The sequence below is a fragment of the Arthrobacter alpinus genome, from assembly GCF_001445575.1.
In the GTDB taxonomy this organism is placed as follows: Bacteria; Actinomycetota; Actinomycetes; order Actinomycetales; family Micrococcaceae; genus Specibacter; species Specibacter alpinus_C.
Window position 1 is genome coordinate 1,464,345 of the sequence record NZ_CP013200.1, and the last position, 20,924, is coordinate 1,485,268.

Annotated in this window: 23 protein-coding genes; 17 read left to right on the forward strand and 6 right to left on the reverse strand. The window is 62.9% G+C overall.

Going from position 1 to position 20,924, the window contains the following annotated elements; all coding sequences use genetic code 11:
- Nucleotides 1-18 precede the first annotated feature (18 nt).
- The 4 genes from AS189_RS06515 to AS189_RS06530 all read left to right on the forward strand — a co-directional run bounded on the left by AS189_RS06515 (nt 19) and on the right by AS189_RS06530 (nt 3,099).
- A complete protein-coding gene (locus AS189_RS06515; protein ID WP_062286830.1) occupies nt 19-459 on the forward strand; it encodes a DUF2809 domain-containing protein in 441 nt (146 codons plus the stop codon).
- A gap of 39 nt (nt 460-498) precedes the next feature.
- Nucleotides 499-1,608, forward strand: coding sequence for an FAD-dependent oxidoreductase (locus AS189_RS06520; protein ID WP_062286831.1), 1,110 nt, complete (start codon nt 499-501; stop codon nt 1,606-1,608).
- A 129-nt stretch (nt 1,609-1,737) separates the two neighbouring features.
- Complete coding sequence (locus AS189_RS06525; protein ID WP_062286832.1) at nt 1,738-2,727, forward strand: LLM class flavin-dependent oxidoreductase; 990 nt, start codon at nt 1,738-1,740, stop codon at nt 2,725-2,727.
- A 9-nt stretch (nt 2,728-2,736) separates the two neighbouring features.
- Nucleotides 2,737-3,099 (forward strand): VOC family protein, encoded by a 363-nt coding sequence (locus AS189_RS06530; protein WP_062286833.1) that lies wholly within the window; start codon nt 2,737-2,739, stop codon nt 3,097-3,099.
- 61 nt (nt 3,100-3,160) lie between these two features.
- Here the strand turns inward: AS189_RS06530 and AS189_RS06535 are convergent, their stop codons facing one another.
- Nucleotides 3,161-4,633, reverse strand: a complete 1,473-nt coding sequence (locus AS189_RS06535) for an FUSC family protein (protein WP_062286834.1) — start codon at nt 4,631-4,633, stop codon at nt 3,161-3,163.
- A 73-nt stretch (nt 4,634-4,706) separates the two neighbouring features.
- Between AS189_RS06535 and AS189_RS06540 the strand changes: the two genes are divergently transcribed.
- Entirely contained in the window at nt 4,707-5,207 is a 501-nt protein-coding gene (locus AS189_RS06540; protein WP_062286835.1) for a MarR family winged helix-turn-helix transcriptional regulator, read from the forward strand.
- Nucleotides 5,208-5,276: 69 nt separating this feature from the next.
- Here AS189_RS06540 and thiE read toward each other — a convergent pair whose 3' ends face one another.
- On the reverse strand, nt 5,277-5,957 hold the full coding sequence (gene thiE, locus AS189_RS06545; RefSeq protein ID WP_193393514.1) for a thiamine phosphate synthase: 681 nt from the start codon (nt 5,955-5,957) through the stop codon (nt 5,277-5,279).
- A 134-nt stretch (nt 5,958-6,091) separates the two neighbouring features.
- On the opposite strand from thiE, the gene thiO reads away from it, so the two are divergent.
- The 4 genes from thiO to AS189_RS06565 are packed head-to-tail and all read left to right on the forward strand — an operon-like array spanning nt 6,092 to nt 8,827.
- Nucleotides 6,092-7,336, forward strand: a complete 1,245-nt coding sequence (thiO, locus tag AS189_RS06550) for a glycine oxidase ThiO (protein WP_129587175.1) — start codon at nt 6,092-6,094, stop codon at nt 7,334-7,336.
- A 9-nt stretch (nt 7,337-7,345) separates the two neighbouring features.
- A complete protein-coding gene (gene thiS / locus AS189_RS06555) occupies nt 7,346-7,585 on the forward strand; it encodes a sulfur carrier protein ThiS (RefSeq protein WP_062286836.1) in 240 nt (79 codons plus the stop codon).
- Nucleotides 7,586-7,634: 49 nt separating this feature from the next.
- Nucleotides 7,635-8,441, forward strand: a complete 807-nt coding sequence (locus tag AS189_RS06560; RefSeq protein ID WP_062286837.1) for a thiazole synthase — start codon at nt 7,635-7,637, stop codon at nt 8,439-8,441.
- A gap of 50 nt (nt 8,442-8,491) precedes the next feature.
- Nucleotides 8,492-8,827 carry a 4a-hydroxytetrahydrobiopterin dehydratase gene (locus AS189_RS06565; protein ID WP_062286838.1) on the forward strand — a complete coding sequence of 112 codons (336 nt, stop codon included), beginning with the start codon at nt 8,492-8,494 and terminating at the stop codon, nt 8,825-8,827.
- A gap of 77 nt (nt 8,828-8,904) precedes the next feature.
- Here AS189_RS06565 and AS189_RS06570 read toward each other — a convergent pair whose 3' ends face one another.
- From AS189_RS06570 to AS189_RS06580, 3 genes are all read right to left on the reverse strand, one after another.
- Entirely contained in the window at nt 8,905-9,210 is a 306-nt protein-coding gene (locus AS189_RS06570; protein ID WP_062286839.1) for a hypothetical protein, read from the reverse strand.
- A 49-nt stretch (nt 9,211-9,259) separates the two neighbouring features.
- Nucleotides 9,260-9,484, reverse strand: a complete 225-nt coding sequence (locus AS189_RS06575) for a DUF3107 domain-containing protein (protein WP_062286840.1) — start codon at nt 9,482-9,484, stop codon at nt 9,260-9,262.
- 64 nt (nt 9,485-9,548) lie between these two features.
- Complete coding sequence (locus AS189_RS06580) at nt 9,549-10,187, reverse strand: TetR/AcrR family transcriptional regulator (protein ID WP_062286841.1); 639 nt, start codon at nt 10,185-10,187, stop codon at nt 9,549-9,551.
- Nucleotides 10,188-10,294: 107 nt separating this feature from the next.
- Between AS189_RS06580 and moeB the strand changes: the two genes are divergently transcribed.
- Entirely contained in the window at nt 10,295-11,488 is a 1,194-nt protein-coding gene (gene moeB, locus AS189_RS06585) for a molybdopterin-synthase adenylyltransferase MoeB (protein WP_062286842.1), read from the forward strand.
- Between the two features lie 76 nt (nt 11,489-11,564).
- Nucleotides 11,565-12,551, forward strand: a complete 987-nt coding sequence (locus AS189_RS06590; RefSeq protein WP_062286843.1) for an SDR family NAD(P)-dependent oxidoreductase — start codon at nt 11,565-11,567, stop codon at nt 12,549-12,551.
- A 47-nt stretch (nt 12,552-12,598) separates the two neighbouring features.
- Here the strand turns inward: AS189_RS06590 and AS189_RS06595 are convergent, their stop codons facing one another.
- The gene (locus tag AS189_RS06595; protein WP_062286844.1) at nt 12,599-14,077 is read right to left on the reverse strand and encodes a glutamyl-tRNA reductase; all 1,479 of its coding nucleotides are present in this window, start codon (nt 14,075-14,077) and stop codon (nt 12,599-12,601) included.
- 163 nt (nt 14,078-14,240) lie between these two features.
- On the opposite strand from AS189_RS06595, the gene hemE reads away from it, so the two are divergent.
- From hemE to AS189_RS06625, 6 genes are all read left to right on the forward strand, one after another.
- A complete protein-coding gene (gene hemE / locus AS189_RS06600; RefSeq protein WP_062286845.1) occupies nt 14,241-15,296 on the forward strand; it encodes a uroporphyrinogen decarboxylase in 1,056 nt (351 codons plus the stop codon).
- Between the two features lie 56 nt (nt 15,297-15,352).
- Nucleotides 15,353-16,885, forward strand: a complete 1,533-nt coding sequence (gene hemG, locus AS189_RS06605) for a protoporphyrinogen oxidase (protein ID WP_062286846.1) — start codon at nt 15,353-15,355, stop codon at nt 16,883-16,885.
- 73 nt (nt 16,886-16,958) lie between these two features.
- Complete coding sequence (hemQ, locus tag AS189_RS06610; protein ID WP_062286847.1) at nt 16,959-17,654, forward strand: hydrogen peroxide-dependent heme synthase; 696 nt, start codon at nt 16,959-16,961, stop codon at nt 17,652-17,654.
- On the forward strand, nt 17,651-18,814 hold the full coding sequence (locus AS189_RS06615) for a ferrochelatase (protein ID WP_062286848.1): 1,164 nt from the start codon (nt 17,651-17,653) through the stop codon (nt 18,812-18,814). The genes hemQ and AS189_RS06615 overlap by 4 nt, the downstream gene beginning before the upstream one ends.
- A gap of 17 nt (nt 18,815-18,831) precedes the next feature.
- The gene (hemC, locus tag AS189_RS06620) at nt 18,832-19,815 is read left to right on the forward strand and encodes a hydroxymethylbilane synthase (protein WP_062293123.1); all 984 of its coding nucleotides are present in this window, start codon (nt 18,832-18,834) and stop codon (nt 19,813-19,815) included.
- Entirely contained in the window at nt 19,812-20,915 is a 1,104-nt protein-coding gene (locus tag AS189_RS06625) for a uroporphyrinogen-III synthase (protein WP_062286849.1), read from the forward strand. Before hemC ends, AS189_RS06625 begins: the two co-directional genes overlap by 4 nt.
- The last annotated feature ends 9 nt before the right edge of the window (nt 20,916-20,924 follow it).

Consider the following 20,924-nt stretch of genomic DNA (forward strand, 5'->3'; position numbering starts at 1 on the left):
CCCATTAGACTCGAGCCCATGACACTCGTGAAAACCACCAAGTCCCGGCGCTTGGCGCTGTCCTTCGCCGCCACCGATGTCATCATTCTGGGCCTGGTGATTCACTTCTTTGTTCCGGGTGACTTTGCCAGTCTGATCGCCGACGCCCTCTACACCGTGATGGTCTACCTGGTGCTGGCCGTGATCCTGCCCCGCGCCAAGCGAGTTTGGCTGGCGCTCGCAGCCTTCAGCCTCAGCGCCGTCATTGAGCTGTCCCAGTTGACGGGGGTGCCCGCACAACTCGCGGTGAGCTTCCCGCCGTCGCGCTTGATCTTTGGCACCACCTTCTCCGCGCTGGACCTGGTGGCTTACGCCGCGGGTGCTCTGGCGGTGTTCTATGCGGACACCATTCTGTCCGCGCGCCTGTCCGCGCGCCTGTCCGCGCGCGGCACCCAGTGGCGTCCAACACAGCCGGAATAGCCCTCCATCACCACCAGTTGGAGATCGTAGGAGGCAAAAATGCTCGATGTGGTGGTTATTGGTGCGGGTCAGGCCGGTCTTTCGGCTGCGTATTACCTGGCTCGGCAAGGGCTTGTTCCCGAAACGGACTTTGTGGTCCTCGATGCTAATCCGGCCGCCGGTGGCGCGTGGCTGCACCGTTGGCCCTCGCTCACTCTTGGCGGCGCCCATGGCATCCACGACCTGCCCGGCATGAAGCGCCCTCCCTCAGACCCTCACGAACCTGCTTCCGCCGTGGTCTCGCGCTATTACGGCAGCTACGAGCAGACCTTTGACGTTCCTGTTCACCGGCCCGTGAAGGTGCTGGGGGTGCGCTCCTTGGTTGCAGACTCCGCCATGCTCTTTCCCGAGGACGACGGCGGCTTGCCCGCCGACATTGCCGGCCCGCCTCTGGTGGTGGAAACGGACCGCGGATCCTACGAAACCCGCCTGGTCATCAACGCCACCGGGACCTGGGATAAGCCTTATTGGCCGCACTATCCGGGCAAAGATGTCTTTGCTGGTCGGCAGCTGCATACCCACGATTTCCGTTCAGTGGCCGAGTTCTCCGGGCAACGTGTATTGGTGGTTGGGGGAGGAACCTCGGCTGTCCAGTTCCTCTTGCAACTCGCTGAAGCGGGTGTAGAAACAGCCTGGACTACCAGGCACGCGCCGGAGTTCACCAGCAGGGAATTTGACCCTGATTGGGGCCGTGACGTTGAGCGCAAAGTTAATGAGCGCACTGCTGCGGGGCTGCCACCGTTGAGTGTTGTGGGAGCGACAGGTCTTCCGCTAACACAGCAGTATCACGACGGGATTGCCGCCGGCATCCTGGTGTCCCGTGGGCCGCTGCGTAGCCTCACGCTGTCAGGTGCCGTTTTTGAGGACGGCACCACTTTTGCGGCGGATGTTGTTCTATGGGCCACCGGATTCCGGGCCGCCCTCGATCATCTGGCACCGTTGAAACTGCGTGAATCCGGCGGTGGGATCATCATGGACGGCGTGAAAGTGGCGCGGGAGCCACGCCTGCTCATGGTGGGCTACGGAGCTTCGGCATCCACGCTCGGGGCCAACCGAGCCGGGAGGGCCGCGGCCTTGGCCGCCCTCGATCGATTGAGCGTTCCCGTTTAGCGTGGCGGCCGGCGAGCATGCTCTCCCGCCGCCATATCCATGCATGTAATGCGGCTCAAGCGGCTGGTGGAAATATCCCGACGCACTTGGCAGTTGGCGCAAGTAAGACCCCTTTGAAAGGCAATACCCATGACACTTCCCCTTTCCATCCTTGATCTGGCCCACGTAGGCGATGACGGCATTGCCGAAAGCTTCCGGGCATCCGTTGAACTGGCGCAGAAGGCGGAGGAGTGGGGCTACAAGCGGATCTGGTTCGCCGAGCACCACAACATGCCCTCCATCGCGTCCTCGGCAACCAGCGTTTTGATCGCCCATGTGGCTGCCCACACAAAGTCCATCCGGCTCGGGGCAGGTGGCATCATGCTCCCTAACCACTCGCCGTTGCAGATCGCTGAACAGTTCGGCACGCTGGAGACCTTGCATCCGGGACGCATTGACTTGGGGTTGGGGCGCGCTCCCGGCAGCGACCAAAACACCATGCGCGCCCTGCGCCGTGACCCCATGGCTGCGGACACCTTCCCCTCCGATGTGCAGGAGCTACAGGCCTACTTTGCCGGCCAGACTCGTATTTCCGGCGTCAACGCCTACCCGGGCAAGGACACCAATGTGCCGTTGTACATCCTGGGCTCGTCTCTGTTTGGGGCCCGACTGGCCGCAGCTTTGGGGCTGCCGTACTCGTTCGCATCGCACTTTGCCCCACAGGCACTCGAAGACGCTGTGCGGATTTACCGCCGCGAATTCAAGCCATCCGAGGTATTGGCAGAGCCGTATGTCATTGCCGGCGTCAACGCCATTGTGGCCGACACCCAAGAGGAAGCAGACAAGCTGGCCCTAGATGCACGGCGCCGCCGCGTGGTTTCCTTGGTAGGCCGCGGCCAGAAGTTCACGGAACCCGAAATGGATCTCTTGCTGGACTCACCAGCGGGCCAGCAGGTCACCACCATGTTCCGGTACGCGGCCATTGGTACGCCGTCCGTTGCCCGTGAATACTTGGCGGAGTTCGCAACCGTGGCTGACGCCGACGAGCTCATCGTGGCCACGCAGGTCACCGACCGTGCGGCCTGGATCCGCAGCTATGAATTGCTCGCAGGGGTTATGGGGCTGACGCCTTCGGTGTAGCCTCCAACCATGGCAATTGCACAGCACCCCAGCGTGGTCATTGACTGTCCCGACGCGTCCAGCTTGGCGAAGTTCTATGCTGAACTGCTCGGTTGGGACACCAAAGGCCAAGATGGTTGGATCGAGATTCGGCCGGCAGATGGCAGCAGCACCATTTGTTTTCAACAGATTAATGAGGGCTATCAGCCACCTGTCTGGCCGGGTCAAGAGCACCCACAACAGATGCATTTGGATTTTGTGGTTGCCGACTTGGACGCCGGTGAGGTCGAAGTTTTGCGCTTGGGTGCCACCAAAGCGCAGCTGCAGCCTGGGAGCACCTTTAGGGTTTTCTTGGACCCGGCCGGCCACCCATTCTGCCTCTGTTCCGCCTAAATCTGGCTGCTCCGGAGCCTGGATCCTCCTAATATGGAGGGTCTCGAGACAGCGTGGAACCTTAGCGCTTGGAACCGTCCGTGCTGGTGGGGATGTGCTGGCGGTCTGACAGCGAGATGCTGACGGCTGCGACGATGGTGCCAATCACCACGCCCACCAGAGTGTCGACTACCCGGCTCAAGGCGGCCTCCGTGCCCAGATTTGTCCCCAGCCCGGTCATGATGAGCGCCATGGGTGTTACCGCGATGGTGGTTAACGTGTAGTTCTTGAGGACTAGCAGTTCCGCCATCACCTGGAAAATGATGACAAGAACCACCGAGGGCCAGAAGCCCAAGGCCAATGACAGAATCCCGACGGCCACGATGGCGCCAATCACATTACCTACCAAACGCTGGATACTGCGCTGCACAGTGGTGGCATAGCTCAAACCCTGAAGAGCCGCGATGGCACCCATGGTGGCCCAGAGGGGATGCTCCAGACCAAGTCCGACGGCGGCCCAACCGGAGAGTGCGGCGGCTGCGGCCATGCGGAGGGCTTGATGAATGCTGGTTCTGGCCGTCAGCTCGGCCTTGGCGCCTTCCCAGAAGCCCTTGTGCACGAGGTTTCGAGTGGAAGCTATGGCGGGAACGTCGGGAGTTATTGGCGCCGAAACTGTGGGGATGCCGTGGATCTTGCGCAGCTGCGATTCGTGCTGGACCAAGTGGATAAAGGCTTCCGAGTAGGCGCCATCGCTAGAGGATTCAAACAGTGTTAGCGCAGCCTCGGCTTCATCCAGCAAGAGGTGCAGTTGGTCCGCGTTTTGGCGCAGGCTCACCGAACGCGAGTGAGTCGCGCGGAAGGTCCCGGCGGTCACCGTCACCGACTCCCGAGCCGAGCGCAAGCTGGCCTTGGCAGCGGCACGGAGGGGACCGGCGTCGTCCGCTTCTAGGCCAACAACGTTGGCGATGGCTCGCGCAACAGCCAGCCGTGAGGGGGCCAAGGGGACCCAGAGCACTGGCGCCATGGCCGCGAGCCAACCAACCACCACGCCGATGATGATGGCGACGATGGGTCCGAGCATGGCAGCATAGCTGTGCGTGTACCCCGAACCGGCGCCGGCCGCGAACACCAGAATGACGGCACCGGGGCCGGAGATGCGGAAGGCCAAGAAGATGTGAGCGGCAAGGCCTGCGAGTACGGACAGGACCAGGATTTGGCTCATCATGGGCACGTTCGCAGCACCGAGGAGGGTACCAATGACCATGGCGATGACCATGCCAGCGCCCACAATTGCCATCATTCGTCCTAGCCGGCGATACGGCTGATAACGGCCAAAAGCGCTGGTCAGGGCCCCGAGAGCGGCCATTCCGGCAAGTTGTGGCTGACCCAGTAAACCGCCTGCGATGAGCACAAGGGTGGCCGCGATTCCGACTTTGATGGCCGTGGTGAAGATGGCATCGGCCGGGCGCATGGCAAAAGCATCTCGCCAGGCGGAGCGCGAGAGTGGGTGGGCCAATGCGGTGCCCGTGTGGCGGAATCGGGGGTTAGAAATCATTCTTCAAGTCTACAATCTATTTTACTAGTAAAATAGATCTGAAATGTGTGAGTGTTGTCTCTAGACTGGTTCCATGAAAGTAGATGCGATGGATTTTGTTGATCGGGCACGGCAAGGGTGGGAATCCTCGCATCCGGACCTTGACGTTTCCAGTATCGAAGTCATGGGCCGCATCGGGAGAATTGGGGCGCTGGCAGCCCACCACGCTGGCCGCGCCTTGCAGTCTGCGGAGATAACCCGGGCAGAATTCGATGTCATGTGCACCCTGGCCCGCGGTGATGGCCCCCTGCGCGCCAGTGAAGTTACCGCAGCCACCATGCTCAGCAGTGCCTCCACCACTAAAAATGCCGAACGTCTGGTCCAGCGCGGACTCATTGAGCGGCTGCCGTGGGAACGTGATGGGCGCGTAGTTCTGATGCAATTGACGACTAAAGGTGAGGCGCTCATTGACCGTGAGTTCCCGCGCTTCCTGGAGACCGATGCGGCGATGCTGGCCGGGCTGACCGTCAAGGAGCAGACACAATTGGCCACGCTGCTGCGCAAGGTGGCCCTGGCTGTGGAATCAATCGCCTAGCTCCGGGTTCGCCACCATTGGATCGTTGCTGCGGCAGCCATCGTGCGCCCGCGCCGACCGTCACGAGAGTTACCCCAGCGCAGGCAAGCGGGAGAGCAACGCCGCAGCGGCCGACGTCGGATCTTCAGCGTGGGTAATGGCCCGCACCACCACAATCCGGGAGGCGCCGGCAGCCACCACTTGATCGACGTTGGACAAATCCACCCCGCCAATGGCGAACCACGGCTTGGTGGTTTCCAGTGCGGCGGCATGCTCCAGCAGGGAAAGGCCCACGGCGGCCCGGCCCGGCTTGGTGGGGGTGGCCCAGAGCGGACCAACGCAGAAGTAGTCGGCGTTGGGATCGGCGGCAGCGGCAGAGACTTGAGCGAGATCGTGGCTGGAGAGACCCATGGAGACCGAAGGGCCCACCAGGGAACGCGCTGCGGGCAGCGGCAGATCCTTCTGGCCAATATGGAACACGGGCGCGCCACTCAGCGAGGCAATATCAGCACGGTCATTGACGGCCCAGAGTTTGCCGAATTCCTGTGCCACGGACTTCAAAACCGCCAGCAATTCCAGTTCCTGTGCCGCCTCAATGGACTTGTCACGAAGCTGGATGATGTCCACGCCACCTGCATAGGCGGCCCGCAGGAAATCGGCAAAATCGCCTTGTTTGCTGCGCGCATCCGTGCACAAATACAGCCGGGCACTTTGTAACGTTGGCGTGGACAAGGTGGCGGTGGTTGCAGGGATGGCAGAAGTTTGGCTCATGTCTCATAGACTAATGCAGTACCGCGGGAGCCAGTGAAGCTGGCTGAGAGGGCGCCGACTGCGCCGACCGAATGACGCCCCAGGTGGGCGTGTAACCTGATCCGGATCATGCCGGCGTAGGGAAGGAGAAACATTTGAGCCTTGTTGTGCCCCAAATTTTGACCACCGAGGTAATCGTCATTGGTGGCGGAATCATTGGCCTCGGTATCGCGTGGGAAGCCCAACGAGCCGGCCATGCTGTTACCGTCATTGACCCTGCTCCCGCCACGGGTGCCACCTTTGCGGCGGCCGGAATGCTGGCCCCGGTAAGTGAGCTGCACTACCAGGAAGATGCTCTGCTGGAGCTGACGCTGGCCTCCGCGGGGCGCTGGCCAGCGTTCGTGGCCTCGCTTCCGGCCGGTCTGCCAACAGGGTTCAACACATCCCCAACCCTGGTGCTGGGCGGGGATCCGGGCGACCGACAGGCTTTGTCTGATCTGCGCGACGTCCAACTGCGCCACGGTCTGAACGTTTCGCAACTGAGCATCCGTGAAGCCCGTGCGCTGGAACCGATGATTGGCCCCCAGATCTCCTGTGCCTACAAAGTGGAACAGGACCACCAAGTTGATCCTCGCGCCATTGCGGAGTCACTGCGGGCGGCGTTGCTGGCGAGCGCACGTGTCAGCGGTTCATCGGTGCCGAGTTTCATTGAGCAAGCCGCCACGTCCCTGGTGCATCGGGACCCCAACAGCACTCATTCACCGGTGACCGGCGTGCTGCTGGCCGATGGCCGGGAGGTCCACGCACGGGAAGTGATTGTGGCCAACGCGCTGGGTTCGCCCACCTTGGCGGGGCTGCCGGACGGGCTGAACCTGCCCATCCGCCCTGTGTACGGCGACATCCTTCGCCTCCGTGTTCCGGAGAATCTGCGCCCGCTCACCACGGCCACCATTCGCGGGCTGGTGCGTGGACTGCCGGTTTATATTGTGCCGCGCGAGGACGGCACCGTGGTGATCGGCGCTACCAGCCGTGAGGATCACAATGCTGGCGTCAGTGCCGGGGGAGTGTACCAACTACTGCGTGACGCCCAGGTGCTGTTGCCCGCCGTGGCTGAACTGGAGCTCCTTGAATGCACGGCCCGGGCCCGACCCGGCACTCCCGACAACGCTCCACTGCTGGGCAGGGTTTCCGGTGCCGACGGGCGGGACATTCCCGGACTCATCATTGCCACGGGTTTCTTCCGGCACGGCGTTCTACTGACCCCCATCGCCGCGACCATTGTGCGCCAATTGCTAGGCAACATCACGGACCTGGCGTGGGAAGCGTTCCGACCGGACCGCTTTTCACCCACACTTCGCCCGGCGCACACCGCCGACCCCAGCGCCGGCCCCACCGCTTAGGAGCAAGCCATGAAAACGATCAACCTCAACGGTGCCACCGAGTCTCATCCAGATGGAACCACCGTGGCCCACCTCGTTGCTGCCGTGACAGGGAGGGAGCTGTTGCCCACCGGTCAAGCGGCCGACGGCGGGCGGCTCGGTGTTGCTGTTGCCCGCAACCAGGAGATTGTGCCACGCAGCCAGTGGGCCGCCACCGCCGTGGAACATCAGGACGCCTTGGAAATTGTCGCCGCGGTACAAGGTGGATAAGCCGCCTTTCTGGATTCCCCTCCCGCACCAACGACTGAAAGTGAACGTCATGACAGAAACAAAAACACCGACCCGCAATGACGCCTTGGTGATCGATGGGGTTGCGCTGAACTCCCGCCTCATCATGGGCACCGGCGGCGCGCCCAGCCTGAGCGGTCTGGGCGCTGCGCTCATCGCCTCCGGCACCGAGCTGACCACCGTGGCCATGCGCCGGTACTCCGTGGATGAGGCAGCCGGCGGGGGCACCAACTTGTTCAAGCTGCTGCTGGAAAACAACATCCGTGTCCTGCCCAACACCGCCGGCTGCTTCACGGCGCGTGAAGCGCTCATGACGGCCGAGCTGGCCCGGGAAGCACTGGAGACGGACTGGGTGAAGCTGGAGGTGGTTGCCGATGAGCGCACCCTGCTGCCCGATGCACTGGAATTGGCCGAGGCCACCGAGCAGTTGGTCAACCGAGGCTTCAAGGTTTTCGCTTACACCAACGACGATCCCGTGCTGGCGCTACGCCTGGAACAGCTCGGTGCGGTGGCCGTCATGCCGTTGGGAGCCCCCATCGGCACCGGCCTGGGCATCCTGAATCCGCACAACATTGAGCTCATTGTTTCCCGTGCCTCCGTACCCGTGGTGCTCGACGCTGGGATCGGCACCGCCTCGGACGCTGCCTTGGCGATGGAGCTGGGGTGCGACGCAGTGCTGCTGGCCACCGCCGTCACCCGGGCGCAGAATCCATTACTCATGGCTGAAGCCTTTAAACACGCGGTCATCGGTGGCAGACTGGCCTCACAGGGTGGCCGCATTCCCAAGCGGGCGCATGCATTGGCCTCGTCGGCAATGGCTGGCCGCCCCGACTTATAGGACCTGGGCGTGGGGACCAAGGCGTGTGGAATCGCTGAAAGGAAACTCTCATGGCTGCCCCCGATGATGTGCTGACCCGGACCCGCATCGATATGGAACTTCAATCGCTGCCCCAGTGGCGTGACATTGGTGACCTGCGTACGGTACTGAAATGTCCGACGTCGGCCGGAGCCTTGGCACTTTTCGCCGCCATTGGGGAACTCGCCCAAAAGGCCAACCACCACCCGGATGTGGACTGGCGGTACGACACCTTGTTCATTGCCACCAGCTCGCATGACGCAGGCGGGCAGATCACCGCCCGCGACATCGCCTTGGCCCGCGCCATCTCGAACGCGGCGCAGGGTGCAGGGGCCGTGGCCAGACCGGAACTGATCCGCAGAGCCTGATGGCAGTTTTCGCTACACTTTGACGTTTTCGCTAGGGTTCAAACAACAGCGAAACCGTCAAAGTGTAGCGAAAACCGTTAGTGCATCTGCAGGATCGCGTTGCTCCGTTCCACCTGCCGGGCGTGGCGGGAACGGCCCACCAGCCCTGCGGTGGCCCAGGCAGCAGCGCCGCCCACAACAATGGGGAGAATCCACGGGATCCACGCGGTGGCGCTGTCCGCATCCAAGCCCACAGCCATGGTTAGAATCCACACCAGCAGCGAGGCGGCCACGGCAGCACCTGCGGGCAGAACAGCCCCAAACGTGGCACGGTGTTTGTCCACGGCCCAAGCGATCGCGCCGAAAGCGCCGGCGATGAGGGCAATAATGACCAGGGCAACCATGGAAATTCCGTCTCTATGAGTCTGGATCGAAGGGACTGCGAAAGTGGTGTTAGAGCGCGCCGAATCCTACGCTGCGGGCCTTCTCGCCACCGAGTTCAACGTACCCCAGAGCATTACCGGGAACAATGATCATGCGGCCCTTTTCGTCTTTGAGACGCAGTTCGGTGCCCTTGGCCAGCGCCTCGGAGACCTGGTTGGCGACCTCTTCTGAGCTCTCATCGGATTCAAGGACGATCTCGCGGTTGACGTTCTGGATGCCGATCTTAATTTCCACAGTTATCTCCTTGGCGCACACGTACTAATAGATGGATATAGCAACCACTCTAGGGGCAGTCGCCTCAGGATTCCTTGGGGAAGCGGCTAATTCCGCGCCAAGCTAAACGGTAGATCAGATCGCTGGCCACATCGAGGTCCAAATCGCCGCTTTCTTCCAACCAGTAGCGGGCGCTCACCTGGGCCATCCCGGCCAGAGCCCGGCCCAGCAACGTTGCCTCAATGGGTGGCAGCTTGGTGTCCTCGGCAATGACAGCGCCAATGGCATCGGCGTAGTTGGCGTTGAACTTCTCCAGGCGGGCAGCCACCTCGACGTCGTTGACAAGATCGGATTCAAACACCAGCCGGTGGGCTTGATCGTCTTTAGCCATGAACTGGAAGTAGGCCTTCATGGTGGCCTGAACCCGCAGATTGTTATCCGTTGTGGAGCTCAGAGCCGCCAACAGCATGGTGGTCAACCCCTCCAGATGGCTGTCCAGCAGGGCCAAATACAATTCCCGCTTGCTGGGGAAGTGTTGGTAGAGCACGGGCTTGCTGACCTTTGCAGTCTCAGCAATCTCATCCATGGCCGCACCGTGATAGCCGTGAGTGACGAACACTTCAAGGGCGGAGGCGAGCAGCTGGGCGCGGCGTTCGTCACGCGGCATGCGGCTCGGTTGCGTCCGCGGGGCGGGACGTTCCTTCGCTGCTGGATCTACAGTCATGACGGCTGCCTTTCCCTACGGCGCCCGGGCTGGTGCATGGGGCGGTTTGTGTCATTCTACCGGCCGGTAATGAGCCACACGGTACAAGCGGGGCTAGATTAATAGGTATGGTTTCCTTGATCCCGCCCCACACCTCAACCAAGCTCTCATCGCAGCTGGCTTTGCCTCCCCTCGTGGAGCCCGGTCCGCCGCTGGCAGCAGCGGAATTGGAGCGGTATTCGCGCCACGCGCTGATCCCCGAAATTGGCCTAGAGGGCCAGCGCCGCCTGCGTAATGCGCGTGTGTTGGTGATAGGTGCAGGTGGGTTGGGATCCCCGGCGCTGCTGTACTTGGCGGCGGCCGGAGTGGGCACACTGGGCATCGTGGACGATGACAGTGTTGAGTTGAGCAATTTGCAGCGTCAAGTCATCCACGGCGTGTCGGACATTGGCCGCACCAAGCTCGAATCCGCTCGCGATTCCATTCTGGAACTGAATCCCGGCATCAACGTGGTGCTGCATCAGCTCCGGCTCGATTCCTCCAACGCCCTGGACCTTTTCACCGATTATGACGTCATTTTGGACGGCGCCGACAACTTCGCCACCCGCTACCTGGTCAATGACGCCGCAGCGCTCCTCGGCAAGCCCTATGTGTGGGGTTCAATCCTGCGCTTCGACGGGCAAGTCAGCGTCTTTTGGGATAAGTTCGGCCCCAACTACCGAGATCTGTACCCTGAACCGCCGGCACCCGGCACCGTCCCGTCCTGCGCAGAGGGCGGCGTTTTTGGCATGCTGTGCGCCTCGATCGGGGCCATGATGGTCACCGAAGCCGTCAAACTCATCACCGGGATCGGCCAAACCCTCCTGGGGCGGCTCCTCATTTTCGACGCCCTCAGCGCCCGCTGGCGTGAAATCCGGATCTCCAAGGACCCCGCCGCGCCACCCATCACCGAGCTCATCGACTACGAGATTTTCTGTGGGCTTTTCCCTGCCGAGAAGAACGACGGCGACCTCATCTCCGCGACCGAGCTCGCCTCACGCTTGGCCCGACGAGAGCGCGGTGAGGAAAATTTTGTGCTCGTTGACGTGCGCGAGCCAGTGGAATTTGAGATTGCCCGGATCCCCGGATCCGTCCTCATTCCCCTGGCCGGCATCCGTGATGGCTCCGCGCTGGGAGCGCTGCCGCAAGGCGTTCCACTCATCCTGCATTGCAAGGCGGGCACCCGCTCAGCCCAAGCATTGGCGAGCCTGCGCGCGGCCGGTTTTGCCGACGTCGTACATCTTGACGGCGGGATTGACGCCTGGGCTGCTAACGACAAATAGGACGCAACGGAGTACATTGCGGGCTAAGAGCTTCCTCACGCATGGAGGAGCTAAGTACTCAACGAAGAGGCACATCATGAACCGCAGTGACCTGCAAGAAACCCCGCAAATGCCCTTGAATTCTGGGTTTGGTCACGACAGCACGGCGGCTTCGGTGCTGGAGGACATGGACTTATCGGGGTGCTCGGCTATTGTGACAGGCGGCTACTCGGGGCTGGGCTTGGAAACTGTGCGAGCGCTGGTGAGTGCAGGGGTGGAGGTCAGCGTTCCGGCCCGCCGAGCCGATCACGCCCGCGGGGTACTCGCGGATGCGGAACTGGGCAATGTGGCGGTATTTGAGATGGATCTGGGCTCGCAGGACAGTGTGAAAAGGTTCGCCGCACAGTATCTTGACTCGGGCAGGCGGCTGGACATCCTGATCAATAACGCCGCGATCATGGCGTGTCCGGAGACGCGCGTGGGGCCAGGCTGGGAAGCCCAATTTGCCATCAACCACCTAGGTCATTTCACTCTGGTCAACGAGCTGTGGCCGGTCCTTTCCACGGATGGTGCGCGGGTGGTGGCACTGTCATCAACGGGACATAAACGCTCGGGCATTCATTTTGATGACCCTCAGTTCACGAACGGGTACGACAAATGGGAGGCGTATGGGCAGGCAAAAACTGCCAACAGTCTTTTTGCCGTGGAACTGGACGCGCTCGGGGCGCAGAGCGGCGTGCGAGCCTTTGCCGTCAACCCCGGCGGCATCATGACGGGGCTGCAACGTCACCTGACACAGGAGGAAATGGTGGCCGCCGGCTGGATGGATTCCGCGGGTACGTTGCGCGAAGGGTTCAAAAACACGCAGCAGGGTGCCGCCACCTCTGTCTGGGCCGCGACCTCGCCACTCCTGGATGGCCACGGCGGGGTCTACTGCGAAGACTGCGACATTGCCGCACCCACCGATCCTGCCTCGGAGCTGGCCCGGTTTGCCGGTGTGGACGCCCACGCCATTGACCCCGAGAGTGCCCGGCGACTTTGGGAGTTATCGGCAGAACTGACGGGCGTCAACGCCTTCGGCTGAGTTGTGGCTGTGGCTGTGGCTGTGGTTAGTGGCTCAGGGCCGCTTGCTCAGGCGGTTGCTTTTCTCGCCGGGTCGGTCTGGGTGAGCGAGGTGAGGGGGACGCCGTCGTGCTCTACACCGGAGTCCGTTACTTGGGAGTTCACGGCAGAGCCAATCACCTCGGGGGTGAGCTTGAGGCCGTACAGGACATCAAGGGCGGCAAGGTAGCTTTCGGAGTCACCAGCGGCGGCCAATTCCTTGGCCCTGACCGTGGGCACATGCAGCAGCTGCTTGACCATCCGGCGCATGGCAAACTCCACCTCGGCCGTAGCGGCGTTGCAACCATGCTGCTTGCGAACCTTGGCAAGTTCATCATCCAGAACACCCATGGTGTGCCGGCGCAGTGCCACGATGGCGTGATCCAGCGACCTGGCGTTTCTGGCTTGTTCAAAGTTGGTGGTGGCTTCATCGACCATGGCTGCGGCTTGGGCCAATGTTGATTCCTGCTCCGCGGGGGCCGCCTGCCGTACGGTTTCCAGCGTCAACAAATCCACGCCTGGAAGCTCTGCCACATCGGGAGCGAAATCGTGAGTCAGGGCAAGATCGATCACCGTCAACAGCGGGGAATCAGTGTGGCGCAACTGTGCCAAATCAGTGCGTGTGATCTGGTGACCTGAGCCGCTGCAACCTACCAGCAGCGAGGCGCTTGCCAGAGCAGCAGGCAGTGATTGCTCATTGAGGGCCGTGCCGCCGCGCGAGGCCGTGAACGTTTCGGCTCGGCCGGAGGAGGAATAGACCGAAATGTCGGTGCAGCCGCGCTGCATCAGCTGGGCCATGGCTGCCCCGGCATAGGCGCCCGTGCCGAACAAAACCGCAGACTTGCCAGCGAGTGGGCTGGCTGCTGCAAATGGTGAGGTGGGCCCACGGCCGCGAGGGTCCCGCGGCGAGCTTGCGAGCAGGGGGAGCGGCCGGGGAGCGTTGGGGGACACTCCGACAGGAAGTGAAGGGGCGTTTTGCAACTCGGCGGCGAGGTCAAGGGCGACAGAGACGATCGACATGCCGCGGCGGCCCAATGCTGTCTGCGCGCCGACGTCTTTGGCGGTCTTGGCGGCGGATTGGAAGAGTCTGACCAATGATGGTGTGGTGGCACCTTGATCCTGAGCAGATGCCAAGGCGCGGCGCACCTGGCCGGCAATTTCTCGTTCGCCCACCACGGCGGATTCCAAGCCGGTGCTCACCGCAAAAAGGTGGCGGACTACGGCGTCGCCCTGCAGCGTGGCCAGAGCCTGTGAAACTTGGGATTCGGCCAGTCCGGAGTGCCGGCTCAGGGCTTCAATGGCCGTGCTGCGGGCGGATTCGAGATCCTCGCCGCTACTTGCCTGGACATAGAGCTCGTAGCGGTTGCAGGTGGTCAAGGTGACCAGCCCTGCCACAGCGTTGCTGTCGGCGCAGAGTTCAGCACTGGCTGCCGCGGCCCCGGCGCTGAGGCGGGCAACGGTTTCCAGATCAATGGAGGAGTGAGAGGCTACGAGCGAAAAGAGGACCACAATTTCACAATGGTAGTCCCCCAAGCTGGGCGTTTATGCACAGGAACTCTCAGATCGTCACTAAAGATTGTGATGCTACTTACCTGTGAGTGCGGTGCCACACTCTATTACGGTGACAGTTTGTGCACAAACAATGCCCAGATTGGCTCTGTAGGGTGGTGCCATGACTCTGAGCCCCAGCCACCCCCTGATGGATGGCCGCACCGCACATTCCCCATTGATCACCGCCTACAGGGGCGAAAAGCCCAGCCGCAACCCTGTTTGGTTCATGCGCCAGGCAGGACGCTCACTTCCTGAATACCGCGAACTGCGGGTTGGCACCACCATGCTGGAATCGTGCCTCAAGCCGGCCATGGCCGCTGAAATCACGCTCCAGCCCGTGCGCCGCCACGGCGTCGATGCCGCAATCTTCTTTTCCGACATTGTCATTCCGCTCAAGCTGGCTGGCGTGGGCGTAGACATTGTCCCCGGCGTGGGCCCGGTGCTGGATAAGCCCATCCGCTCTGCAGCGGACATTGCTGCATTGCCCGAGCTGACGGATGAATCCCTTGACCCGATCCGTGAGGCCGTTGCGCTGACGGTTGCCGAATTGGGAAACACTCCGCTGATCGGCTTCGCCGGGGCACCCTTCACGGTGGCCGCCTACATGGTGGAAGGCAAGCCGTCCCGCGACCACCTGGGCCCGCGCACCATGATGCACGCGCAGCCCGAACTCTGGGCGGAACTGATGAACTGGGCAGCCGACGCCTCCGGGAAGTTCCTGCGCGCCCAAATCGAAGCTGGCGCCAGCGCGGGCCAGCTCTTCGACTCCTGGGCGGGTTCGCTGGGACTGGCCGATTACACAGCACATGTGGCCCCGGCATCGTCCCGCACCTTTGACCACGTTCGCGATCTTGGCGTTCCGCTGGTCCACTTTGGCACCGGCACCAGTGAACTTCTAGGTGCCATGCACACGGCTGGCGGCGACGTCATGGGTGTGGATTACCGGCTGCCGTTGGACGAGGCGAACAGGCGTCTGGGTGGTACCGTGCCGCTGCAGGGCAACATCGATCCGGCGCTGCTCACCGCTCCGTGGGAGGTCCTGGAAAAACATGTTCGCGAAGTACTGGCGGCTGGCTCCGACGCTCCCTCGCATGTGGTGAACTTGGGGCATGGAGTGCCGCCGGAAACGGATCCGGCCGTCCTGACTCGCCTCGTTGAATTGATCCACTCCATCTAGCACCCGGGCCATCGGCCCACACCAGTAACCCGTTCCAGTCGCAAATAGGGGAGACCATGGAAAACCGCAGACTCGCAGCTAAGGCCCAGAAGCCACAGAGCCATCCGGCTCCCAACCAGGCAGTGGTGGTGGGTGGCGGAATTTCCGGGCTGGTGGCGGCACTGGACCTGCAGTTAGCCGGTTTTCAAGTCAGCATTTACGAGGCTGGTTCCGCGTGGGGTGGCTGCGTTGGCGTTCATGAACTGGCCGGAGTCAAGCTCGATAGCGGTGCGGAATCGTTCGCCACGCGGAACACGGCCGTGGCGGACCTGGCGGCCGAGCTGGGTCTGGGCTCAAAGATTGTGACCCCGGATCCCGCTGGCGCCTGGGTGTGGCTGCCAGAGGGACCGGTGCCGTTGCCACGCACGGGAATCCTTGGCATCCCCTCGGACCTGACCGCCCCCGAGGTCAAGGCCGCATTGGGTGCCGCGGGCGTGCTGCGGGCCGCCCTGGACGCCAAAATGCCTGTCAACATCGGCACCACCGAGGCCGTGAGCAGTGTGGCCGATCTGGTGAGGCACAGGATGGGCAAGCGGGTGCTCGAACGCCTCGTGGCACCGGTTGTTGCTGGCGTGCATTCGGCCGATCCGGAACTGCTGGACGTGGACATGGTGGCTCCGGGCCTGCGTGCAGGCATCCGCGAACACGGATCCCTCGCCGCTGCCGTCGCCGCCCAGCGTGCCGGCGGAACTAAGCCCGGTTCTGCCGTGGGCGGGCTGGAAGGTGGCATGCACACGCTGATCAGCGCACTCGTTGCGGCGCTGGAAAAGGCTGGCGTCGCCATGCATTCCGGGCACCGCATCAAGGCGATTTACCGTGGCGACACCGAGGAGCCGGCGCAGCAGGAAGCCGCGTACGACGGCGCTGGGCCGTTGCGCTGGACCGTTGACTGGGAACACGGTACAGAACGCGGATTCGAGGCCGCCAACCTGTTGGTCGTGGCCACCGATGGTCCCACGGCGGTCAAGCTCCTCAGTCAGGAAGTCCCCAATCTGAGCGCTTTTGCCCCGGCGCCGGGTCCTGACATTCGGCTCGTCACCCTTGCGGTGGATGTGCCCGAACTCGATTCGGCTCCGCGGGGCACGGGCATCTTGGTTGCGCCCGGCGTGGACGGTGTCACGGCTAAGGCCCTCACGCACGCCACTGCGAAATGGGAATGGCTGGCTGATGCCACCGGCCCCGGAACGCACATCCTGCGCCTGTCCTACGGCCGTGCCGGCACAAAACCGGCCGACGCCGTCCGGCTCACCGCCCGCACGCCCAGCGATGAGGACCTGGTGAACACGGCGCTGCGTGACGCCTCAACACTCTTGGGGATTCCCGTCACGGAATCCGATCTCCTAGGGTCGGACATTGTCCGCTGGCAGGGCGCACTACCGTTTGCCGCCGTCGGCCATCAGGGAAAAATTGCCAAGGTTCACGCCCTCGCCAATGACGTCCCTGGGCTGGTCTTGACGGGTGCTTGGATGAGCGGCAACGGCCTTGCCGCGGTGGTCGGTGGGACTCGGCGCCAGGTTCGCGCCGTGGTGGACGCCGCCGGACGCATGTGAGCTTAACCACTTTCTACGCAATGTAGAGAACTCTGATTTAAGCTTTCGGGCCAATGGGTGCAGACTTGAAACCATGAGCCACACTTCTGCACAAACTGTCACTAAAACTCCGGCTGAGACGCCGTTCACTTTATGGACCGTGTTCAAGCGAACCGGGTCCTTCACGGGCGGGGAAGCTGCGGTGAGCGAATTTGTTGCGCTCGTTGCCTCGCTGGCCGCCGAGAGTATCACTCTGCGCGGGGCCTACGATGTCTCCGCGATGCGCAACGACGCCGACATCATGGTGTGGCTCGTCGGTGCCGAAGCCGAGGGCCTGCAGCGGGCTATCCGCAGCATCCGGCGCACCGAGCTGTTCGCGGCCACTGACATCGCCTGGTCGGCCATGGGCGTGCACCGCGAAGCAGAGTTCACCAAGTCCCATGCTCCTGCGTACATGGGCGCCCACGAGCCCAAGGGCTGGGTCTGCGTTTACCCATTTGTGCGCTCCTACGACTGGTACATCCTGCCCACCGAAGAACGCTCACGCATGCTGCGCGAACACGGCATGTTGGGCCGCGAGTACCCGCAGGTTCAGGCCAACACCGTCTCCGCCTTCGCCTTGGGAGACTGGGAATGGCTGCTGGGTCTGGAAGCCGACAACCTGGTTGACCTGGTCGACATGATGCGCAGCCTGCGCTACTCCGATGCCCGCCTGCATGTGCGCGAAGAAGTGCCGTTCTACACCGGCCGCCGCGTGAACAGCGCCGAAATTGCCGAGGTTCTCCGATGAGCAACCGCAAGGTAGCCCCCGCCGAATACGACGCCATTTTGCTGGCCTCCTTTGGCGGTCCCGAGGGCCAAGATGATGTCATCCCGTTCCTGCGCAACGTCACGCGCGGCCGAGGCATCCCCGACGAGCGCCTCGAAGAGGTCAGCCACCACTACCGCAAAAACGGCGGCATCAGCCCCATCAACGCACAGAACCGTGCGCTGAAGGCGGCTCTGGAAGCCGAGCTGGCAGCCCGCAACATCGCCTTGCCCGTGCTGTGGGGCAACCGCAACTGGGATCCCTACATCCCCGCCGTTTTGCAGGATGCGTACGACGCCGGTCACCGCCGACTCTTGATGGTCACCACCAGCGCCTACTCCTCATACTCCGGCTGCCGCCAGTACCGTGAAGATATCGGCATGGCCCTGACCGAGACCGGTCTGGATGGCAAGTTGGCCGTGGACAAGGTACGCCAGTACTTTGACCACCCCGGTTTTGTTGAGCCCTTCATTGAAGGAACCGCAGCGTCCTTGACGAAGGTGCGCGCCGAGTTGGCCGCAGCCGGCACTCCGGAGGCGCCGGTGCACGTCATGTTTGCCACGCACTCGATTCCCACCAGGGATGCGGAAGCCTCGGGTAACTCCGAGCTGGAACTCCGCGAATTCGCCGAGAACTCTGCCTACGTGGCGCAGCACCTCGCGGCAGCTGAAGCCATCATGGCTGCGGTTGACCCCGCTCAGGAATGGTCACTGGTTTACCAGTCCCGTTCGGGTGCTCCGCATGTGCCGTGGTTGGAACCGGACATCAACGATGCTCTGACCGAGAAGGCCGCGGCTGGCACCAAGGGCGTTGTTGTTGTCCCCTTGGGCTTTGTCAGCGACCACATGGAGGTCCGCTGGGATCTCGATACCGAAGCCGCAGAAACGTGCGCCGAGTTGGGCCTGACCTTTGACCGCTCACCCACCCCCGGCACGCACCAGAAGTTTGTCAGTGGCCTCGTGGACCTGATCTGTGAACGCACTATTGAGAACCACATTGAAGAACGCCCGGCCATGACAAAGTTGGGGCCGTGGTTCGACGTCTGCAACCCGGGCTGCTGCGCCAACTTCCGTGGTGCGAAGCCTGCTATCTCAGAAGTGGGCAGCACCATAGGGCTGGTATCCGCGCCAGCTGGCTCCTGATAGCCATGGCTGAAACAATGGCCAGTGTGAAAATTGGAACCCGCGGAAGCAAATTGGCTCTGAGTCAGACTCAGCAAGTCACCGGTCAGCTCAGTGCCATCGGCGGGTTTGTTGCCGAGATCATCCCTGTTAAGACCGACGGAGACGTCCTTACCGGCCCGTTGTCGCAAATGGGTGGCACCGGTGTCTTCGCCGCCGCTCTGCGAGACACGCTCCTTAACGGTGGGGTCGACGTGGCCGTGCACTCGCTTAAGGATTTGCCCACGGCGGCAGTGCCGGGACTGACGCTCGGTGCCATTCCTGTGCGTGCCGACGCCCGGGACGCCCTTTGCTCTCGCGATGGACTCAAGCTTGCCGAGCTGCCTGTTGGTGCAACGGTTGGCACGGGTTCCCCGCGCCGAGCCGCTCAGCTTCTGGCGGCCCGTCCGGATCTGGTCATCGTGGACATCCGCGGCAACGTGGATACCCGCCTGGCCCGGGTCCCCGGCTTGCCCGGCAACCCCGACGTCGAATGGGTAGATGGCAAGGTGGGTGACTTGGACGCTGTGGTGCTTGCAGCTTCGGGTCTGGGGCGGATCGGCCGGCTCGACACCGTCACCGAATTCCTCGAATCCGACGTCATGTTGCCGGCTCCCGGACAAGGCGCGCTCGCGCTGGAATGCCGCACCGCCGACGCCGATCTGACGGGTGTCTTGGGACAGTCGCTCAACGCGGTGGACGATCATGACACGCGTCTGGCCGTTACCGCCGAACGCGCTCTCCTGGCCCGCCTTGAAGCTGGCTGCAGCGCACCCGTTGGAGCCCTTGCTCACCGCAAGGGCTCCATGCTCTACCTCGAAACTGTGGTTTGCTCCCTCGACGGCACCCGCTCAATGCGCTTGAAGAAGGCCACCGACGGTCTCACCACCGTCGGTGCCACCATTCTCGGCATTGAACTGGCCGAAGAACTGCTCGCCGGCGGCGCTGGCGACTTAGCGGATTTGGCCGGCTCCGCGAAATGACCGAAAGCGGCGGCGGCAGGAGCAGCGAGGCCGGAATTTTCTCGGCGACTATCCGGCCCACGGCCGCGGACGGCCTTAGCGCCTCCTTTACGTCGCCTACGAAAACACCGGCTACGCCGGCTGTCGGGTTGCTTTCAGGCCTGCGCGTGGCCGTGACCCGCAGTGCTGACCGCGCCGGGGCCATGGCCGATGCGCTTGCCGCGGCTGGCGCTGAGCCGGTTTTAGTTCCCGTCATCGATTTTGAGGTGGGCGAGCAAAAGGTACTCGGCAAATCGCTCCAGCGGCTGGCCGCAGGGGAGTACCGCTGGCTGGTCATCAGCTCCATCACCACGGTGCGGGCGCTGAAGCAATGGTGCGAGGCGGCTGGAACGTCACTGGAGGCTTTGATTCCGGCGGCAACCTCCGTCGCAACCATCGGACCTACCTCCGTTGCCGTTTTGGCGGCAGAGGGCATTCATGCGGAGCTGGCACCTGTTGATCAGCAATCGGCCGCGGGCCTTGTTGCGCTGTGGCCCGACTTTGATTCGTCCGACGGCGGATCCCCTCGAGTCCTCTTGCCGCAATCCAACCTCGCCGAACCCACCCTGGTGGAAGGCATTGCTGCTCGGGGATGGACGCCGGAAGTCGTCACGGCATACCGGACCGTCGACTACCCAGCCGATCCGGCTAGTCGGCTGACGGCGACGCTGGCGGGCCGCTCCCCGGAGCGGGGCAGACTCGATTCCCTTCCGTCGCGGGAGCCAATGGCTTCGGAGCGGGGATGGATTTCAGAGGTCGCCCAGCGACCGAAGAAATCTTACTGCCCGCGAGGAGCCATTGGCTCCCGCGCCTACCCGTTGCTCACTCCGGCAGAAGCGGCGGGGGAGATTGCCGCAGGGGCGATCAACGCCGTCGTACTTGCCTCAGGAAGTGCTGCGCGCAGAGTGGCCGCCACCATGGCGCCACTGCCGGCGAACTGCCTGGTCATCGCGATCGGCCAGCCCACTCGGGCCGAGGCCCAGCGCTTGGGCATGGTGGTTGCCGCGACCGCAGAGCACCCCACGCCTGAGGGCATCCTGGCCGCACTGGCCCTAGCCCACACTAATTTTCTAACCCAGTAAGTTACGGAG

Excerpts from the sequence above, each read along its gene's own strand:
- AS189_RS06530 (WP_062286833.1), top strand. The coding sequence starts at position 2,737 with ATGGCAATTGCACAGCACCCCAGCGTGGTCATTGACTGTCCCGACGCG.
- AS189_RS06590 (WP_062286843.1), top strand. The coding sequence starts at position 11,565 with ATGAACCGCAGTGACCTGCAAGAAACCCCGCAAATGCCCTTGAATTCT.
- AS189_RS06535 (WP_062286834.1), bottom strand. The coding sequence starts at position 4,633 with ATGATTTCTAACCCCCGATTCCGCCACACGGGCACCGCATTGGCCCAC.
- AS189_RS06515 (WP_062286830.1), top strand. The coding sequence starts at position 19 with ATGACACTCGTGAAAACCACCAAGTCCCGGCGCTTGGCGCTGTCCTTC.
- AS189_RS06625 (WP_062286849.1), top strand. The coding sequence starts at position 19,812 with ATGACCGAAAGCGGCGGCGGCAGGAGCAGCGAGGCCGGAATTTTCTCG.
- AS189_RS06540 (WP_062286835.1), top strand. The coding sequence starts at position 4,707 with ATGAAAGTAGATGCGATGGATTTTGTTGATCGGGCACGGCAAGGGTGG.
- AS189_RS06525 (WP_062286832.1), top strand. The coding sequence starts at position 1,738 with ATGACACTTCCCCTTTCCATCCTTGATCTGGCCCACGTAGGCGATGAC.
- AS189_RS06560 (WP_062286837.1), top strand. The coding sequence starts at position 7,635 with ATGACAGAAACAAAAACACCGACCCGCAATGACGCCTTGGTGATCGAT.
- thiS (WP_062286836.1), top strand. The coding sequence starts at position 7,346 with ATGAAAACGATCAACCTCAACGGTGCCACCGAGTCTCATCCAGATGGA.
- AS189_RS06580 (WP_062286841.1), bottom strand. The coding sequence starts at position 10,187 with ATGACTGTAGATCCAGCAGCGAAGGAACGTCCCGCCCCGCGGACGCAA.
- thiE (WP_193393514.1), bottom strand. The coding sequence starts at position 5,957 with ATGAGCCAAACTTCTGCCATCCCTGCAACCACCGCCACCTTGTCCACG.
- hemQ (WP_062286847.1), top strand. The coding sequence starts at position 16,959 with ATGAGCCACACTTCTGCACAAACTGTCACTAAAACTCCGGCTGAGACG.
- AS189_RS06520 (WP_062286831.1), top strand. The coding sequence starts at position 499 with ATGCTCGATGTGGTGGTTATTGGTGCGGGTCAGGCCGGTCTTTCGGCT.
- hemC (WP_062293123.1), top strand. The coding sequence starts at position 18,832 with ATGGCCAGTGTGAAAATTGGAACCCGCGGAAGCAAATTGGCTCTGAGT.
- AS189_RS06570 (WP_062286839.1), bottom strand. The coding sequence starts at position 9,210 with ATGGTTGCCCTGGTCATTATTGCCCTCATCGCCGGCGCTTTCGGCGCG.
- AS189_RS06615 (WP_062286848.1), top strand. The coding sequence starts at position 17,651 with ATGAGCAACCGCAAGGTAGCCCCCGCCGAATACGACGCCATTTTGCTG.
- AS189_RS06565 (WP_062286838.1), top strand. The coding sequence starts at position 8,492 with ATGGCTGCCCCCGATGATGTGCTGACCCGGACCCGCATCGATATGGAA.
- moeB (WP_062286842.1), top strand. The coding sequence starts at position 10,295 with ATGGTTTCCTTGATCCCGCCCCACACCTCAACCAAGCTCTCATCGCAG.
- hemE (WP_062286845.1), top strand. The coding sequence starts at position 14,241 with ATGACTCTGAGCCCCAGCCACCCCCTGATGGATGGCCGCACCGCACAT.
- hemG (WP_062286846.1), top strand. The coding sequence starts at position 15,353 with ATGGAAAACCGCAGACTCGCAGCTAAGGCCCAGAAGCCACAGAGCCAT.